Source organism: Streptomyces sp. NPDC002446 (genome assembly GCF_053595675.1).
The window spans coordinates 1-15389 of record NZ_JBSFYC010000120.1; the positions used below are offsets into that span (position 1 = coordinate 1).

Annotated in this window: 16 protein-coding genes and 1 pseudogene; 8 read left to right on the forward strand and 9 right to left on the reverse strand. The window is 71.1% G+C overall.

The annotated features are described in order from the left end of the window. The 9 genes and pseudogenes from ACWD6P_RS35490 to ACWD6P_RS35530 all read right to left on the reverse strand — a co-directional run. Nucleotides 1-2431: pseudogene (locus ACWD6P_RS35490) on the reverse strand (hypothetical protein); the annotation flags it as partial. Nucleotides 2432-2641: 210 nt separating this feature from the next. Further along, nucleotides 2642-2977 (reverse strand): DUF7739 domain-containing protein, encoded by a 336-nt coding sequence (locus tag ACWD6P_RS35495; RefSeq protein WP_451448339.1) that lies wholly within the window; start codon nucleotides 2975-2977, stop codon nucleotides 2642-2644. A gap of 82 nt (nucleotides 2978-3059) precedes the next feature. Beyond that, entirely contained in the window at nucleotides 3060-4211 is a 1152-nt protein-coding gene (locus tag ACWD6P_RS35500; protein WP_451448340.1) for a hypothetical protein, read from the reverse strand. Between the two features lie 71 nt (nucleotides 4212-4282). Beyond that, nucleotides 4283-4588, reverse strand: coding sequence for a hypothetical protein (locus ACWD6P_RS35505; RefSeq protein WP_451448341.1), 306 nt, complete (start codon nucleotides 4586-4588; stop codon nucleotides 4283-4285). Next, on the reverse strand, nucleotides 4585-4773 hold the full coding sequence (locus tag ACWD6P_RS35510) for a pRL2-8 (protein WP_451448342.1): 189 nt from the start codon (nucleotides 4771-4773) through the stop codon (nucleotides 4585-4587). Before ACWD6P_RS35510 ends, ACWD6P_RS35505 begins: the two co-directional genes overlap by 4 nt. A gap of 2 nt (nucleotides 4774-4775) precedes the next feature. Then, the gene (locus tag ACWD6P_RS35515) at nucleotides 4776-5096 is read right to left on the reverse strand and encodes a hypothetical protein (RefSeq protein WP_451448343.1); all 321 of its coding nucleotides are present in this window, start codon (nucleotides 5094-5096) and stop codon (nucleotides 4776-4778) included. A gap of 2 nt (nucleotides 5097-5098) precedes the next feature. Beyond that, the gene (locus tag ACWD6P_RS35520) at nucleotides 5099-5305 is read right to left on the reverse strand and encodes a hypothetical protein (RefSeq protein ID WP_451448344.1); all 207 of its coding nucleotides are present in this window, start codon (nucleotides 5303-5305) and stop codon (nucleotides 5099-5101) included. Continuing rightward, nucleotides 5302-5442, reverse strand: a complete 141-nt coding sequence (locus tag ACWD6P_RS35525) for a hypothetical protein (protein ID WP_451448345.1) — start codon at nucleotides 5440-5442, stop codon at nucleotides 5302-5304. The genes ACWD6P_RS35520 and ACWD6P_RS35525 overlap by 4 nt, the downstream gene beginning before the upstream one ends. Next, nucleotides 5439-5957 (reverse strand): RNA polymerase sigma factor, encoded by a 519-nt coding sequence (locus ACWD6P_RS35530; RefSeq protein ID WP_451448346.1) that lies wholly within the window; start codon nucleotides 5955-5957, stop codon nucleotides 5439-5441. Before ACWD6P_RS35530 ends, ACWD6P_RS35525 begins: the two co-directional genes overlap by 4 nt. A 236-nt stretch (nucleotides 5958-6193) precedes the next feature. Here ACWD6P_RS35530 and ACWD6P_RS35535 point away from each other — a divergent pair, with 236 nt between their 5' ends. The 8 genes from ACWD6P_RS35535 (at nucleotide 6194) to ACWD6P_RS35570 (ending at nucleotide 14811) form a co-directional block, all read left to right on the forward strand. Continuing rightward, nucleotides 6194-6946 carry a GntR family transcriptional regulator gene (locus ACWD6P_RS35535; RefSeq protein WP_451448347.1) on the forward strand — a complete coding sequence of 251 codons (753 nt, stop codon included), beginning with the start codon at nucleotides 6194-6196 and terminating at the stop codon, nucleotides 6944-6946. A gap of 267 nt (nucleotides 6947-7213) precedes the next feature. Continuing rightward, nucleotides 7214-10801: a DUF927 domain-containing protein gene (locus tag ACWD6P_RS35540; RefSeq protein ID WP_451448348.1), complete on the forward strand. Its 3588-nt coding sequence runs from the start codon at nucleotides 7214-7216 to the stop codon at nucleotides 10799-10801. A 3-nt stretch (nucleotides 10802-10804) separates the two neighbouring features. Beyond that, on the forward strand, nucleotides 10805-11362 hold the full coding sequence (locus ACWD6P_RS35545; RefSeq protein WP_451448349.1) for a hypothetical protein: 558 nt from the start codon (nucleotides 10805-10807) through the stop codon (nucleotides 11360-11362). Nucleotides 11363-11618: 256 nt separating this feature from the next. Beyond that, nucleotides 11619-12419 (forward strand): ParA family protein, encoded by an 801-nt coding sequence (locus ACWD6P_RS35550; protein ID WP_451448350.1) that lies wholly within the window; start codon nucleotides 11619-11621, stop codon nucleotides 12417-12419. Then, entirely contained in the window at nucleotides 12416-12835 is a 420-nt protein-coding gene (locus ACWD6P_RS35555; protein WP_451448351.1) for a hypothetical protein, read from the forward strand. Before ACWD6P_RS35550 ends, ACWD6P_RS35555 begins: the two co-directional genes overlap by 4 nt. 196 nt (nucleotides 12836-13031) lie before the next feature. After that, nucleotides 13032-13892: a hypothetical protein gene (locus tag ACWD6P_RS35560; RefSeq protein ID WP_451448352.1), complete on the forward strand. Its 861-nt coding sequence runs from the start codon at nucleotides 13032-13034 to the stop codon at nucleotides 13890-13892. Continuing rightward, complete coding sequence (locus tag ACWD6P_RS35565; RefSeq protein WP_451448353.1) at nucleotides 13889-14281, forward strand: hypothetical protein; 393 nt, start codon at nucleotides 13889-13891, stop codon at nucleotides 14279-14281. The genes ACWD6P_RS35560 and ACWD6P_RS35565 overlap by 4 nt, the downstream gene beginning before the upstream one ends. Then, the gene (locus ACWD6P_RS35570; RefSeq protein ID WP_451448354.1) at nucleotides 14278-14811 is read left to right on the forward strand and encodes a hypothetical protein; all 534 of its coding nucleotides are present in this window, start codon (nucleotides 14278-14280) and stop codon (nucleotides 14809-14811) included. The genes ACWD6P_RS35565 and ACWD6P_RS35570 overlap by 4 nt, the downstream gene beginning before the upstream one ends. Nucleotides 14812-15389 lie beyond the last annotated feature (578 nt).

Here is a 15389-nt window from a genome sequence, read left to right on the forward strand (position 1 = left end):
GCTGGGCCAGGGTGAACTTCTCGGCACCATCGATCATGACGCCGACCGGGAATCCGGTGCTTTCCCGGCGCCGCTTGTGCTGGCTGATGGTGTTGGCCTTGATGGCGTAGCCGCGGACCGTGAGCTCATGGGCGATCTCGGCGATCGTGAGGAGCGTGGGGGCCTCCAGGGGGTCCTGGGGGGCCTCGGTGCCGCCCTGGCCGGGGATGAGCCGCAGCCTGTCACGCTGGGGTGTCACGCCGGGTGTCACGCTACCCTCGGGCGTGACACCGCGACCTGCGGTTTCGTCGCTCAGACCCCCCTCAGAACCCCCGTTCGGGCCCTCGGCGGTGTCACGTGACAGGCCCCGCAGGAGCGCCGGCGCGACCTCCGGGGAGGGCGCGGGCGGGGCGACGTAGAGGCCCTCGGTGCTGTAGCCGTGCTCCTCGCGCAGCTCCTTGTAGTAGGCCGTCAGGAGCTTGTACGCCTTCTGCTGGTTCTCGTCCTTGGTGAGTTCCGGGTCCCACGGGGCGTAGGGCGTCTGAATTCGAGTGACGTCTCCGGTGTCCGTCACGAGAACCATTCGTCCGGCCTTCTTCTGGATAGGCGGCATGGGGAAGGAGGCCCCCATAATCCGCTTCCACTGCTGTTCCCGGTAGCTGCCCAGAATCTTGAAGGGGAAGAGGGGAACGAGGGAAACGCCCCCGAATTGCGTGTCCTTGAAGTCCTGGAATACGGCGATGATGTGGACGTTGACCTCACGGCCGAGACGGAGGGTGGTTGCCACTCCGTCACGCCAAATCGGGTCACCCGCCGGGGCGCCGCTCTCCTTGGTGGCGGTGTACTGCTCTTTCAGAATGTCGGCGAGCTGGTTGCACTCTTCCAGGAACACGTAGAGCGGGAGGAATTCCGTCCGCGTCTTGTGCTTCTTCTCGTAATTCCGGGCGGTGACGACCTGGGCGACCCATTCCAGGGTTCCCCGCATGTCCTGCGGTGCCTGCGGGTTGCCGTAGAGGTGGATGCCCGGAATTCCGATGAGAGGCGTGAGGCTGACCATCTTGGGGTCGATTCCGATGATGGTGCCGCGCTTCATCAGCATCTGAACGGCGAGGAACTGAAGGAATGCGGACTTACCGCCACCCGAGCCGACGGACAGGGCCCAGTGGGCCTGTTCGTCGCTCAGCTTCTGAATGATGGGCTGGTTGAAGGTGTCCTGGCCAAGGTAAAACTCGTCCGGGCCGAGGGCGGCCAGGATCTCCTGAACCTTGGGGTCCCAGATATTCACGGCCTCCGGGGGCTCGGGCGTGGGCGCCGGCGGCTTGGGCGGCGGCTTGTGGGTGTAGACGGCCGTGGCGTGCTCACCGGTGAAGGTGTAGCGGCCGACCCACTGCCCCGGCACGCGGCTGTTGATCAGGGCGGTGACGGTCTCCTTCTCCGTGTCGGAGCCGCGGAAGTCCCAGGGGAGACGGACGACGATCCGGGCATCGTCGGCGGCCAGGCGCTCGGGCAGGTGCAGCCAGTTCTCCCAGGGCTCGTCTCCGGGCAGGCCGAGATCGTGGCTCAGGATGGGCCAGATCTTCGGCCCGTACACGGCGTCATCGCCGGGCGGCTTGGGCTGGAAGCGGTGACCGGCGTAGGCGACGACTCCCAGGGCCAGGACCAGGAGGACGACGGTCCACGTCCGCCAGGCCGGGACCAGGAGGCCGAGGAGGGCGGCCGTCATGGCGACGCGGGCCAGGCCACGGGCGGCGTACGGCCAGGTGTGCCACAGGCGGACCACGCGGGCGACGGTGGCCACGATCGGGGCCAGGAAGCCGTAGACGGCCCGCAGGACGCCCCACACGGCCACCACGACGCCACAGACCTTCCGGGCGATGCGAACGGCCCACAGGGTCACCCAGACGGCCCTGTCCAGCGCTCGGGCGCCCCACCCGCTGTAGGTCTCGATCCAGGCCGCCGTGGAGACCGCCCACGGGCGCGGCTGGCGGGGCTGGACCTTGACCAGGCTCACCTTCGGCGGGGCGAGCGCGACGGACGCCATGGCCACGGGCTCGGCCTGCGGGGCGTCGGCGGCCGTGAGCTTGCCCGAGCGCAGGAACGTGGCGTCCGAGCGGGGCTCGCCCCGGAGCTCCCGGCCGCCGTAGAACCGCAGGACTGCCCAGACGGCCAGGACCAGGGCGCGCACGGTGCCGTAGAGCTTGCGGAAGATGCCCGCGACGGCCTGGTCGGCCTTCTTCCAGTCGGTCTTGGCGCCGCCCTTCTTGTGGCCGTCCGCGAGCATCGCGAGGACGATTACGGCGCCGATGACGGTGAGGTTCCCGCCGGGGATGTGGCCGGCGGCCCAGTTCCACGCCTGGCCGAACAGCTCGGTGACCCGGCCGCCCTGTTCCTGGGTGGCCGGGTCCGGCGGTGCGTTGGTGCCAGCCGCGAGGGCGGCCGTCATGCTGTGCATCGAGTTCCCCTCGTACTCGGGGGAGCCGACCCGCCCGGCAGGCGTTCTCTGGCAGGAGTGGGGCCTGCCGGGCGGGAGCGAATCCCCTATGGGATGGATCTTGGCTGGTGGGACTGACACCCCGGGATTTGGGGTCTCGCCTTATACGGGTGTGGTTTTTGGTCGCCGTGTGACAGTCCGGGCTGGACTTTCTCGCCCGGACCGGACAGGTCAGCCGGTGGCGGTCGTGGTCCAGGTCCAGGGCTCGCCCTCGGCCGCCGCGCGGGCGGCGGAGTCGCCCAGGAGGCGGGCGACCTTGGCGGCCTTGGCCTTGGTGAACTTGTGGCTGGCCACGGTCCGCAGGAGGTCCGCGTACGTCTCGGCCTGGTCCGCCGGGATGGTCGCCTCGGGCTCGGTGCCGGCGGACTCCAGGAGGCGGGCCAGGGGCTCGCGGACGTCGTACGGGAGGCAGCCGCGGGCGTACCCGGCCAGGTCCCGGACGGCCTTGGTGGTGTGGGTGTCCTGGCCGAAGAAGTCGGCGCCGTGGGTGGTCTGTACGTAGCTCACGGGGGTTCCCTTCGGTGCGTTGGCCTGCGGGGATGGCCGGGAGTGTCCATGGACTGTCCGTGGACACTCCCGGCCGGGAGGGTCAGAGGTAGAGGCCGTGGGCCTGGTCCTCGGTGGCCTGGTCCTGCTTGGCCTCGCGGACGTAGCGCTTGACCGTGGCGGCGAACTTCGGGTCCTCGGTGCGGTCGAACCGCTCTCCGAGCGAGCGGACGATCGTCTCCGCGTCCGTCATCCCGCCCTCGACGGCCTTGCGGACGGCGGACGCGATGGAGATGCGGCGGGGGGTCTGCTCGGGCACCCGGTCGTCGGCGTGAGCGGCGGCGGGGGGCGTGGTGTCCGGGACGGGGCGGACGTCCGGGCGGATGGCGTGCACGTTGTCCGCCTCGCTGACCTCGGCAAACTCCGTCTCCGCCGGATATCCGTCCTCATCCTTGTGGATGGTCGGAGCCTGGAACAGCGGGTTTCCCGGGTTCGTGACGTCACGGCGTCGCAGCGTCGCGGCGTCACCTTCCGGGGCGGACGTGAGGGCGGATGCCGAGGACGTTCCGGCGGATACGGCGGCCGGGGCGGGGGTGCTGTCCACGGCCGGGGCGGTCGTGGCCATCCAGTCGGACACCTCGGTGCGGGTCTGCTCGGCGGCCAGGAGCTCCAGGGCGGCACGGTTCTCCGCACGGGCGACCTGGCGGCGGACACCTGCGATGGCGAGCTGGGCGTTCGAGCGGCTGATCTCCGCCTTCACCCACTGCTGGTCCGCCTCGGACAGGTCGCGGTTGATGAACCGCATGATCCCCATCCAGAGGACCTTGGCGAACAGGGAGACGGCCGCGCCGACGACCCCGAGGGCGACGGACCCGGCGAGGATGCCGTGCCAGAAGATCGAGCCCATGGTGGCGGCCAGGAGGAGCCAGCCGACCTTCTTGGAGAACGACCGCTTGGCCGGGTCGAACCGGGCCAGGTACTCCATGAGGACGTTGACGATCCATGCGGCGTCGAACACGGCGGCGGCGGCGTAGCCCATGCCCCCGTCCAGGAGGGCGCCGATCGAGTACGTGGACCAGACGACCGCCACGGCGGTCAGGAGGGCCACGACGGTGACGGCGGCCTTGATGGCGTACTGGTCCCAGTCGGCCGGCATCACGGGCACGCGGATCTCGTAGGGCTCGGTGACGTCGTGGGTGATCCCGTCGCGGGTGTGCTGGACGGTGCGCTGACGCTTCTCGGTCTTGAACTTCACGTTGATCAGTCCTTCCGTGCCCCTGGTGACGCTGTGGCGCTGTGGCGTCGTGGCGTCACCAGGGCGGGGAGTCAGTGGGAGTCTTCGGGGGTGGGGGCGGTGGTCCAGCCCGCCCAGTCGGCCACGGCGTCGGCGGCCTGCCAGCACGCGTCCCGCACGGCGCGGCGTCCGCCGTTGCTCATGCGCAGGACGGGCAGGGTGCAGGCGAGCCGGACGGCCAGGAGGCCGAGGAGGGCGACCGCGACCATGGTCAGCGGGGCGCCGCCGATGGCCCACAGGAGCGCGGCCAGGCCAACGCCGACGAGCGCGGCACCGAGCTGCGGGGCGCGGGAGACGGCGTAGAACACGGGGAGAGCGATCAGGGTCCGCACAGTCACCACCACCACGAGCGCGGCTTGGGCACGATCATGGATTCGGGGCAGCGACCGCCCATGTGGGACACACACGCCGGGCAGTCCTCGCCCGGGGCCAGGTGCTTGTGCTGCTCACGGCTGTCGTAGGCGTGAAGCCAGCACTGGCGGCACTGGCCGGGCGGCGGGTTGAGCGCCTTCTGGCTCGCCATGGTCACCACCACTTCGATTCGGCACGCTTGGCGACGGTGGCCTTGGCGGCCTCCGTGATGACGGCCTGGCGACCGGACTTCGCGGCCTGGAGCTCGGCGCCGATGCGCTCCTCGGCGTCCGCGAACACGCGGTCGATGGCGCGGTCCGCCGGACCCGTGGACTTCCCCCGGATCACCCGGCGGACGCCACGGCCGATGTGCAGGAAGGCGCGGGCCTGTTCACCGCCGGACAGGGCGCTGATCTCGCCGTTCTTGACCCGGGTCAGCCGGGACTCCAGGTCACGAATCTGGCGGTCGAACGGGCGGGTGTTGGGCTTGGCCATGGTCAGCCCCTCCTCGGGAACGAGTGGCCGGCGGGCGGGTTGGGCACGGCGGGGTCGCCCGCGACGCCGAAGAGCACGATCGACTCGAACGAGCCGTCGTCCTCCAGGGCCACGGCGCCCGCCTCGTTGTCGAACGCGGCGTCCACGGCGTCCAGGAGCGCGTGGGTGCGGCGGGTGTCGTCGTCGTGGGTCTCGCGGCGGATGCTCACGACCGGCCCCCGATCCCGGCCTTCGCGGCGGCGGCACGCTGGAGGGCGGCGGCGGCCTCGGAAGCGCGACGGGCGGCCTCGGCGGCGGCTTCCGCAGCCTGGCGGGCGGCCTCGGCCTGCGCGGACGTGTCGCTCATGCCGCCACCCCCGCGCGGAGTCGGCGGGCGGAGGAGGCCAGGTTCTGCTGGACGGCCTGGCGGCTCTTGCCGAGCTGCCGGGCAATCCGACCGTTGGACAGGCCCTGGGCCGCGAGCTTCACCGCCGCGCACTGCGGGACGCTCAGCGCCTCCAGCGCGAACACGTCGGTGACGACGTCGGCGGCCGGGGCGGCCGGGAGGGAGCGGGACGCCATGGCGTCCGTCCAGTCCCGGGGTTCCTCGCTCGCGCGGCGGGGGCGGTAGTGGTCGACGGCCGCGCGGACGGCGATGGCGCGGAGCCATCCGTACGCGTGGGTGTCGTCGGCCAGGAGCTGGGGGAGCGAGACGGCCGCCCGGAGCCAGGTCTCGGAGGTGATGTCCTCGGCCGCCGCGATGTCGCGGTTGCGGACGCGGGTGGCGGCGAAGCCGAGGAGGCGGGCGTTGTAGAGGCGGAACAGCCTGTCGAGGCGTTCGGCCGAAGCTGCGGAAAGCGGCTGGACGTCGATACGATCCATGAAGGATCGTCTCCCTTCTGGCAGGTCAGAACGGGTTTCGGTCTCAGGCCCCGGGCACGGCGGTAGGAAACCGACCCGGGGCCGCTCTGCGTTCGAGCTGTCGCCCATAGTTATCTAGAACACTGGCCATGTCAACAAGTGCGGTTTACTAGAACACTGCGAGCCAGACGGATAGAATGCGCAGTGATCTAGGGAACTAGTCTGGTAACCACTCGCACGCTGGAAGGACCACAGTCATGACCCCGCCGAACGTCGACAGGACGCCGCCTTACATGCAGGTGGTGAAGCAGCTCCGACAGCAGATCGTTGACGGGGAGCTGAAGGACGGCGACAAGATCCCGTCCGTACGGGAGATCTCCGAGCGCTGGAAGATCTCCATGGCCACGGGCCACAAGGTGCTGGCGACCCTCCGGGCTGACGGCCTGGTCGAGTCGATCGTCGGCGTCGGCACCCTGGTCCGCACGAAGTCCAACGTCCACCGCTCGGCCAGGGACCGCTTCACGCGGATGCTGTCCACCGGTCGGATCTACGCCCCCGGCGAGTACGCCGTGATCACGGCCGCCGAACTGGCCCCCGCCCCCGCGCACATCGCGGACACGCTCGGCATCGAGGAGGGCGAACAGGCGGTCCGCCGGCACCGCGTGACGAACAACGAGGACGGGCCCGTCTCCGCCTCTACCTCCTGGTTCCACGCCTCCCTGGCCGAGACCGTTCCGGCCCTCCTCAGCACGGAGCGCATCCCGGGCGGCACCCCGAGCGCCATCAAGGAGGCCACCGGTCGCGAGGCCCGGAGTGCCGAGGACCGCATGACGGTCGGCACCGCCGACGCGACGCAGGCCCAGGAGCTCGGCCTCGAGGAGGGCTCGCCCGTCCTGGTGGGCCGCAACGTCCTGCGGGACGCAGACGGGGAGGTCATCGAGGCTGGCGAGTACGTCTCAGGCGCCGGCCGCTGGACCCTCTACGAGTACGAACTCGGCGAGCGGGACTGACCCCCGGCTGACCAGCCAATACGACCGGAACCCCGTGTCCGGCCAGCGCGTTAAGCTGACCGGACAACTTCAAGATCAGGCCCCGGTCAGCACGAAACCCGCCCCGGACCCTCTCTGGCGTCGAAACCAGGTGAGGGGTCGAAATCCGGTAAGCGGGTTCGCGTTGGCCTTGGACGTGGCTCACCTGCGAGTGTAAGGCAGGGGTGGGGAGATTTCTCCTCCCCCTCGTCTGTTGATCACTCTGCCGGGTGGGCTGGAAAGGCACACGTGGCACCCCCACCACAGCAGACCGCGCAGACCGACGAGTCTGCCGACGTCCCTCCGCAGAAGCGGGGGGGCACCATTTCCAACTTGGAGCGCGAGGGCACTCCGGTCGGCGCTCGGCCGATCGCGGGCCTGAAGGCGGGCTGGTTCTTCCGGCCCGTGGACCGGATGCTCCTGCACCGCGCTAAGGAGTCCGCCCCGGCTCTGCCCGTGGGCGCCGTGCCCGTGGTCATGGGCCGGATCACCTACCGCATGTCGGACCGGCGGCACACGAAGATCGCGTATCAGCTTCAGTCCGAGGAGGGGCCCCGGATCGTCTCGGCCGAGGAGGTGCTGGACGGCACCTGGGCCGACCGGCTCGGCCTGCGTCGCCCGACGACTCCGGATGAGCGTCACGCCTACGCCCGGATCTTCGGCGAGGACGTCATGGAGGCCGGGGAGATCCCGGCCCTGCCGGTGAAGGACGCTGACGGCGGTCTGGCCCTGCCCGACGCGGACGCCCAGGAGCTCGGCTACCTCCGCACCTGCGACCCGGACCAGGAGGCGGCCCGAAAGGGCTGGTGCCGGGTCATGAACCTGGCCACCCAGTCCGCGCGGACGACGCTGGTCCTGTCCGCGATGTTCTGCGGGCCGATCGTGTCCAGCCTGCACGGCGTCCCGGCGCACATCCTGAACCTCACGGGGTCGGGCCAGATCGGCAAGTCCACCACGCAGCAGGTCATGTGCGCGCTGATGGGCGACCCGTCCGACGCCTACGAGCTGTTCGGCTCGATGAACAACACGGGCCTGTCCCTGCCCGAGCTCCTGATCGAGGCGCGCTACCTGCCCGTGTGCCGCGAGGAGACGTCCAGCGCGGCCATGTCGCTGCCCGAGCTGGAGAAGCTGTTCAGCCGGATCGTGGCGGGCGCCAAGCGCGGGCGCCTCGGCAAGGGCGGCACCCGGATGAAGTCGGCCGGCACCTGGCACAGCATCTTCATCACGTCCTCGAACGAGTCGCTGCACCGCCAGGGCCAGGTGGAGTCCCTGGCCTCCCGCCTCCTTCAGGTGGAGGGCCCGTTCTTCACCGAGGCCGCCGCGACGGCCGAGGCGTGGGACCTGGCCTCGCGGTTCTACGGCTGGCCGCTGGTGTGGGCGCGGGAGGCGGGCTACTTCACGGCCGAGCGGATGACGGCCTGGCGGGAGCTGCACACGGAGATCGTGGGCCGTCTGGCGACCGAGGAGGCCCGGCAGAAGGGCGGCATCCCGCTGACCCTGGCCCGCGTCCTGTCCGCGTGGTGCGTCGGGGCGTACATGCTCGGGGAGCTCCTGGGGATGCCCGAGCTCGGCGCGATGGCCGAGGAGGACGCCCGCGGGGAGCTCCCGCGCATCCTCGGGGAGGTCGTCGAGAACCACCTGACCCCGGGACAGGTGCTGTGGGAGAAGGTGGCCGGCGCCATCGCCCAGGAGCCCGCCGCGTGGGTGCAGTCCACCCAGCTCGCCCCCGAGGCATGGGGAGCCATGGAGTTCAAGCCCCGGCGGGTGCTCGGCTACTACCACCAGGGGCGCGTGCACGTCTACGTCGCGACGCTGTCCGAGGTGACCAAGGCGGCCGGGATCGACTCGCCCGTGCCGGGCCTGAAGGAGCTGGAGCGGCGCGGCGTCCTGGTGAAGACCGAGGCGGCCAAGCTGGCGTCCAAGCACCCCACGAAGGAGCTGCGGGCGGCCGTGCCCGGCCGGGCGTACATCTTCGACCCCGGCAAGGCGCAGGACGCGTTCGCGGACCGTGAGGCGCCGCCGCAGGTGACGCCGGACCAGGCTCCGGTGCCGGGCGACGACTCGGCCACGGTGGCGGCCGAGAAGCGGGCCATGGAGGCGTACCGGAACCCCGTCGTTGCTGCCCAGGGCCAGGAGGGCGACGCCGCAGCGTCACGGCGTCGTGACGTCACCAGGACGGTTCAGGCTCCGCCCCGGCCGACGAACCCGCCCCGGATCGTGTTCCCCGAGGCTGACGAGCGCGTGACGGACCGGTCCTTCGCTTCGCTGGCGGCCAGGGCGACCGGCCGCACGCTGTCCGCGACCCGGTTCGGCGTCCTGGGCAACGGGGTGCTGCACCTGCCCAACTGCGAGCCGGTGAAGGTGCCCGTGCCCGGCTCGGTGGACGACGTACCCGCCCTGGTGGCCGCGTACGGGCTGAAGACGCTCTGGGTCCACCAGGAGGCCCTGGAGGCCATGGGCCTGCCGACGTTCGAGGAGCGGCGCGAGCTCGGCATGGCCCAGGAGCGCGCGGCCAAGGGCCTGCCCGAGGACCAGACCATGAAGCCGCCGGGGGCGATGAACCCCGTGGCCCACCGGTGGGTGATCCCGTCCGCCGGGTCTCCGGTGGCCGAGGTCTTCCCGGCCGGACTCACGGCCTGGATGACGCTCAAGCTGGCCGACGACACCGCGCGGGACTCCCGGGTGATCGTGGCCGTGCCCGCCTATGAGCACCGGTTCGACAAGGCCAAGCAGCCCGGCCGGGGAGGCTGGGGCGGGGCCGAGACCCCGGAAGTCCTCCTGGACGCGCTGATGGTCTACCTCCTGTCCACGCTGCACGGCACCCAGGCGTCGCCCAAGGTGGTGCCGTACTACCAGGGGCCGAACCAGACCGGCGAGGACTTCGCCGGCGGGAAGGGCAAGACGGAGTTCCTGTGCCGGGCCGTGCGCGACGCGGCCGTGCCCCCGGCGGCCCAGGGCCTGCGCATGGTGCCGCTGATGGTTCCTCAGCAGTGGCACCGCGAGGCGACCGAGACCGAGCGGGCGGCCAACTGGCTGCACCGGTACGACAAGACGGCAGCCTGGCTCGGCGCGTACGGGCCGACCAAGCTCGGCATCGGGGAGCCGACCCACGGCGGCGAGGGCACGGCCTTCGACAAGGGCCTGGCCGGGTACTGGCGGGTGGCCGACGTCCCCGGCACCGGTCTGCCGGGCCTGCCGGAGTTCCAGTTCCGCGAGATGCCCGAGGGCGGCTACTGGCTGCCGACCCCGAGCGTGGAGCTCCTGATGGACGTCTACCGGGAGTGGACGCCGAAGGTGCTGGAGTCCTGGCACTGGGAGACGTCGCGGGCGGCGCTGTCCGGCATGTACAAGCTGATGTCCACCAGTCGCAACCGGATCGTGGCCGCCATCGAGGACGGCCGTCCGGGCGCGAAGTGGGCCAAGCAGGTGCACGGCCGGATCTACCAGAGCTTCCGCGGCTACCTCAGCCGCAAGGAGCACAAGACCGACCATGCGACCGGCGGTGACTTCACCAAGGACGTGTACTTCCGGCCCGACTGGGCGCACATGCTGATCGCGCACGCGACCGCGAACCTCTACCGGGGTCTGAAGAAGTTCGCTGAGCAGGACGGCCGTCGCCCGATGAGCGTCTACGTGGACGCCGCGACCTACGCGAGCAACGAGGGCGACCCGATGGCCGCCAAGCCCGCGTCCATGGAGATTGGCACCTCGGGCCGCTCCTGGAGCATCGAGGGACAGGCCCCGATGGCCGAGCTCCTGGCGCTCCTGGACGACCCGGAGCACAAGACCGGCGCCCACGGTGCGCTGGACCGGTACCTGTCCGAGCGGGGGGAGTGACCCATGGCCAAGTGGTGGAAGTTCGGACGCGGCAAGGGCAAGGAGGAGGGTCCGGCACCGGAGCCGACCCCGGCACCGACGCCCCCGCCCACCCCGGCCCCGGCCGAGGGCGAGAAGAAGCGCGGGTTCTTCGGGCGGCTGAAGGACAAGGTGCGGCCGAAGAAGGAGAAGGCTCCGGCTGCACCCCCGGCCGAGGCTCCCCCGGCCCCGCCGGCCGCACCGCCGACCGCTCCCCCGGAGGCTCCGCCCGAGGAGGCTCCGCCCGAGGAGGCTCCGCCGGGAGCTCCCCCGGCCGGACCGCCCACTCCCGCGCGGGTCTACCCGTCGTTCCTGCACGTGGAGGCGGACGGTGACTGGGTGATCTCGGACACCGAGTGGTCGGGCACCATGTCCGGCACCCTGCACGGGTCGGACGTGAAGACGTTCATCGACGCCATGGAGCCGCCCAAGGGCGGTGCCCCCGACTACGACACGGCTATCCCGCTGATCGCGGACGCGTACGGCATCCCCGGCGGCCTGATCAACGTGGGCGCGTCCACGATCCACAGCGTCAACTACTGACCTCTTCCCGGCGCTTCGTACCGGCTCTGTCCGGTGCGGGGCCGCTGTCGCGTGGCCTGTCGCACGGGGTTGTCGCACGGCCCCCTGTCGCGTGCTGTGACCTGGGCGGACGGGCCCGAACCCCCGGGCCTGTTCCCGGCGCGACAGGGGGCCGCACAGGGCGTTTCATGGCGTCGTGAGGCTGTGGCGTCGTGGCGTCACCTACGGCGGCACGGGAGGCTCTACGCTGCCGTGCGACGACTACCTAGGAGGACCGATGGCGCGACGCGTCGCAGTCGGCAACAACAAGGGTGGGGCCAAGAAGACCACGACCGTCGTGCGGCTGGCCGAGGCCCTGGCCAAGCAGGGCCGGAAGGTCGGCGTGGTCGACATGGACCCGCAGGGCAACGCCTCCCGGCGCCTCGGCTGGACCGATGACCCGGCCAACCCGGCGCTGACCGTCTCCGAGGCCCTGGAGCCCGAGAACAACGCGGACGGGGTGGCCGCCCAGGTGTGGCAGCCGATCGGCTGGAAGGCCGAGTACGCCGACCGGATCGCCCTCATGCCCGCCCGCTTCACCCTGGAGGACCGGGCCACCGAGGCCGGGCACAAGGGCGCCTGGCGGCGGCTGGCCAAGGCCCTGAAGGGCGCCGATGACCACCTGGACTACGTGCTGATCGACTGCCCGCCCTCGCTCGGGCACCTGACCCAGATGGCGCTGGGGGCCGCGCACCACGCGCTGGCCACCACCGAGCCCGAGTACGACAGCGTCGAAGCCGCGGTGCGCTACCGCGACTTCGTGGCCACGTCCGGCGATGACCTGGGCAACCCGGACCTGTCGTTCCTCGGCGTCGTCGTCTCGGCGTACGACATGCGCGTCGGCGCGCACGTCGGCCAGCTCGACGGCGCACGCCAGATCTTCGGGGACATGGTCTGGGGTGTGGTGCCCCGGCGCTCCCTGATCACCAACGCCGACGAGTACGCCCAGCCGCTGTCCGAGGTGAGCGACAGTGCCGAGGTCCGCGCCGTGTTCGAGCTCCTGGCCGAGCGGCTCGTGAAGGAGGTTCCCGCAGCGTGACCAGCAAGCCGCGCAACATCCCGGCCGGGACGTCGCCCCTGGCCGGACCGCCCACGCTCACGCCGAAGGTCGGCCCCCTGAAGGTCGGGGGGCGCGGCCAGGGCGAGGGGGAGGACCAGGACCAGGAGCACGGGCACGGCCAGGACCAAGAGGGAGCGCCTTCGGCGCCCGTTCCTTCCAGGCCGGGAAGGTCGCGGGGTGGCCGGCGCCCGGCCCCGGCCGTGAAGGACGCCGTGGCGCACACGGTCCGCCTCGACCCCGAGGAGGCCACGGACGTCGACTTGTTCGTCCTGGGCCTGCGGGACGACGCCCGGCGCACGCGGCTGGACAAAGCTGAGGTCTACCGGGAGCTGATCCGGCTCGCCCGTGAGGACGACACCGTACGGCGCAAGCTCCTACGGCGCCTGAAGCCGTAAAGGCGGCCGTTCAGCCCCTGCCAGGCCCTTGTCTGGCAGGGGCTTTGCTGTGTTTGTGGCGCTGTGGCGTCATGGCGTCACGACGTCATCAGGCCATGGGTTGGCCGGGACTCGCCCTTGTCTCTCGTGTCGGGTTACCCCTACGGTTGTCGTGTCGGGTTAACCCGACAAAGACCGGACCTGGAAGGGGCCCAGCATGGCGACCAACGGCACGAACCCCGCCGACCTCCCGCAGCACGCGGCGCACACCGGCCGCATCACCCTGACCCACGCCGACACCGAGCCGGAGACCCGCCTCGGGGGGCACAACGGCGCCACCACCTGGTGGGCCGACGGCACCACCTCCTACGTGCTGCACTTCCGCTCGGGCCACGTCCACGGCTGGACGATGGCGGACGAGGCGGACACCGCGATCCAGGCCGTCGACTCCCTGCGGGCGGGGGAGGAGATGAACGGCGACCGGCTGTGGTCCGCGCTCCGGGACGTGCGGCGTCTGCGCACCCGGCTGGAGGCCCTGGAGGCCGAACTCGTCCTCTACGCCCGCGAGGAGGGGCCCGAGGGCCGCGCCCGGATGCCCCTGCGGGAGATCGGGGAAGTCACCCAGACCCACCACACGACCGTGGCCGAACGGGTCGACCGGATGCGCGCCGGCACCCACGCCCCGTGGCGGAACTGGCTCGTCCAGCACACCGACCGCGAGGCCCTGTACGGCGGCACCACGACCCCGGCCCCGAAGGTGCCGACCCTGCGGGATCAGATCGCGGAGGCACCCGGCGGCGCGTTCCTGGCCGAAGCCATCCCGACCGACCCGGGCGGCTATGTCATCACGGTCACCAAGCACACGCCCGAGCCCGAACAGATGCTCCGCATCGAGCTGCCCGACTGGGACCACTTCCGCTCGGCCTCGGCCGGACACCGGCTGATCGAGCGGGGGTTCCAGGTCCTCCCGGCCGCGCACTACGAGCCGGACCGGGCCGCCGGGTGGAAGCCGGGGGCGGACGGCCTGACCTTCACCGCGCCCGTCTACAGCATCCGCGAGGGTGGCGAGACCCTGTGATCCGCGACGCCATCACCTGCGACCGAGACGGCTGCATGGCCCTCTACCTCGAACCCGTCGCCGACCCGTCCGCCGCGCCCGGCTTCGACCGCCGACCCACACGCGCGGAAGACGTCCTCGACTTCGAGCAGCTCGTGGACCTCGCCGGGTGGGTCCGCGACGACAAGGCCGGCCACTCCTGCCCGGCCTGCGTCGCCGGGCGCGGCCCGGTCCTCGAACTGGGCGAGTGCCCCAAGTGCACCGGCCGAACCGTGGACCTGCCGAACGGCGCGACCTGCCACTACTGCGGGCACGTCACCCCGCACCCGGACGACCTGGACGACGCCCTGTGGGACGGCCGGGGAGTCATCAACACCCCTGACGGCCCCCAGGTCGGGGACGACTGGTGATCCGGGCCTTCCTGAAGCGCCGGCGGGAGCGCCGCCGGGCCGCGACGCTGAAGCGGCTCGCCGCGCACTTCGACGCCCAGCTCGGCGCGGCGGCGGACATCGCCATCAGTCGCGCCCGCCGGACCGCATCCCCCACCGAACGCGGCTCGGTCCTGGTGGAAGATGTGAGCGGGGCCGCGCACGAGCACTTCGGCCTCGCAGCCATCCCGCCCGAGAAGGCCGCGGCTGCACTCCGCGCCCGCTACGAACTGCGGGCAGGCGCCTTCGATCTCGACACCGACGCGTACACGGACAGCTCTATGAACGACACCGAAGAAGACGACGAACCGTTCCTCGTGTGGGGCGACGCGGCCCAAGTCTTCTCCGAAGAGGAGCTGGCCAGCCTCCCTCCCGAAGCCATGGTCGGGACGTGTCTCCACTGCATGGAGGCCAGGGTCTCCTACGACCCCCGCGACCCGATGGCCCCATGGGAGAACCACTGGCCCGAGGAGTGCGCCCTCCTCCGCGCCGCCAAGGACCGGCAGGACTAACCCCCGGAATTCCCCTCCCGAATTCCCCCTCCGGATGACCGGAGGGGGAATTCCTTTTGCCTCCCGCCGCTCACAGATGGTGACCGGTAGTCGTACCGGTTCGGGGGGCACGACGGCCCCCCGTGCCCCCCGAGGGGCCCGTGCCCCCCGGATCTGCCCCCGTGCCCCCCGAACTCGGGGGGCACGCCCCCGCCGGGGGGCACGGGAACAACCCGTGTGACCTGCGGTTATATACCCCGTGCCCCCCGTGCCCCCCGTGCCCCCCGACTTTTGGCCTCCTTCTAGGATTTGGTGCCGTTCGTCGTACCGGCCGTGACCCTCCGTAGCTGTCTCCCGGGGGCGGGAACCCTCGAATTTCGCTCCGGAATTCACCCGGCCGACCCCCTGAATGGCGACACAATTCCTCCGGAATTGCAATTCAGGTGAATTCCAATTCTCGTGAATTTCTCGCTCGGGTTTTCGGATTGAAGCGATGGAAACCCGCTTCGCGGCTTTCGCATTCCCCGTTCCGGGGAATTTCCACGCTTTCCGCTGCGCTCCAGACGTGGAATGCAATTCGCTCCGCGAATTGTGGCCCA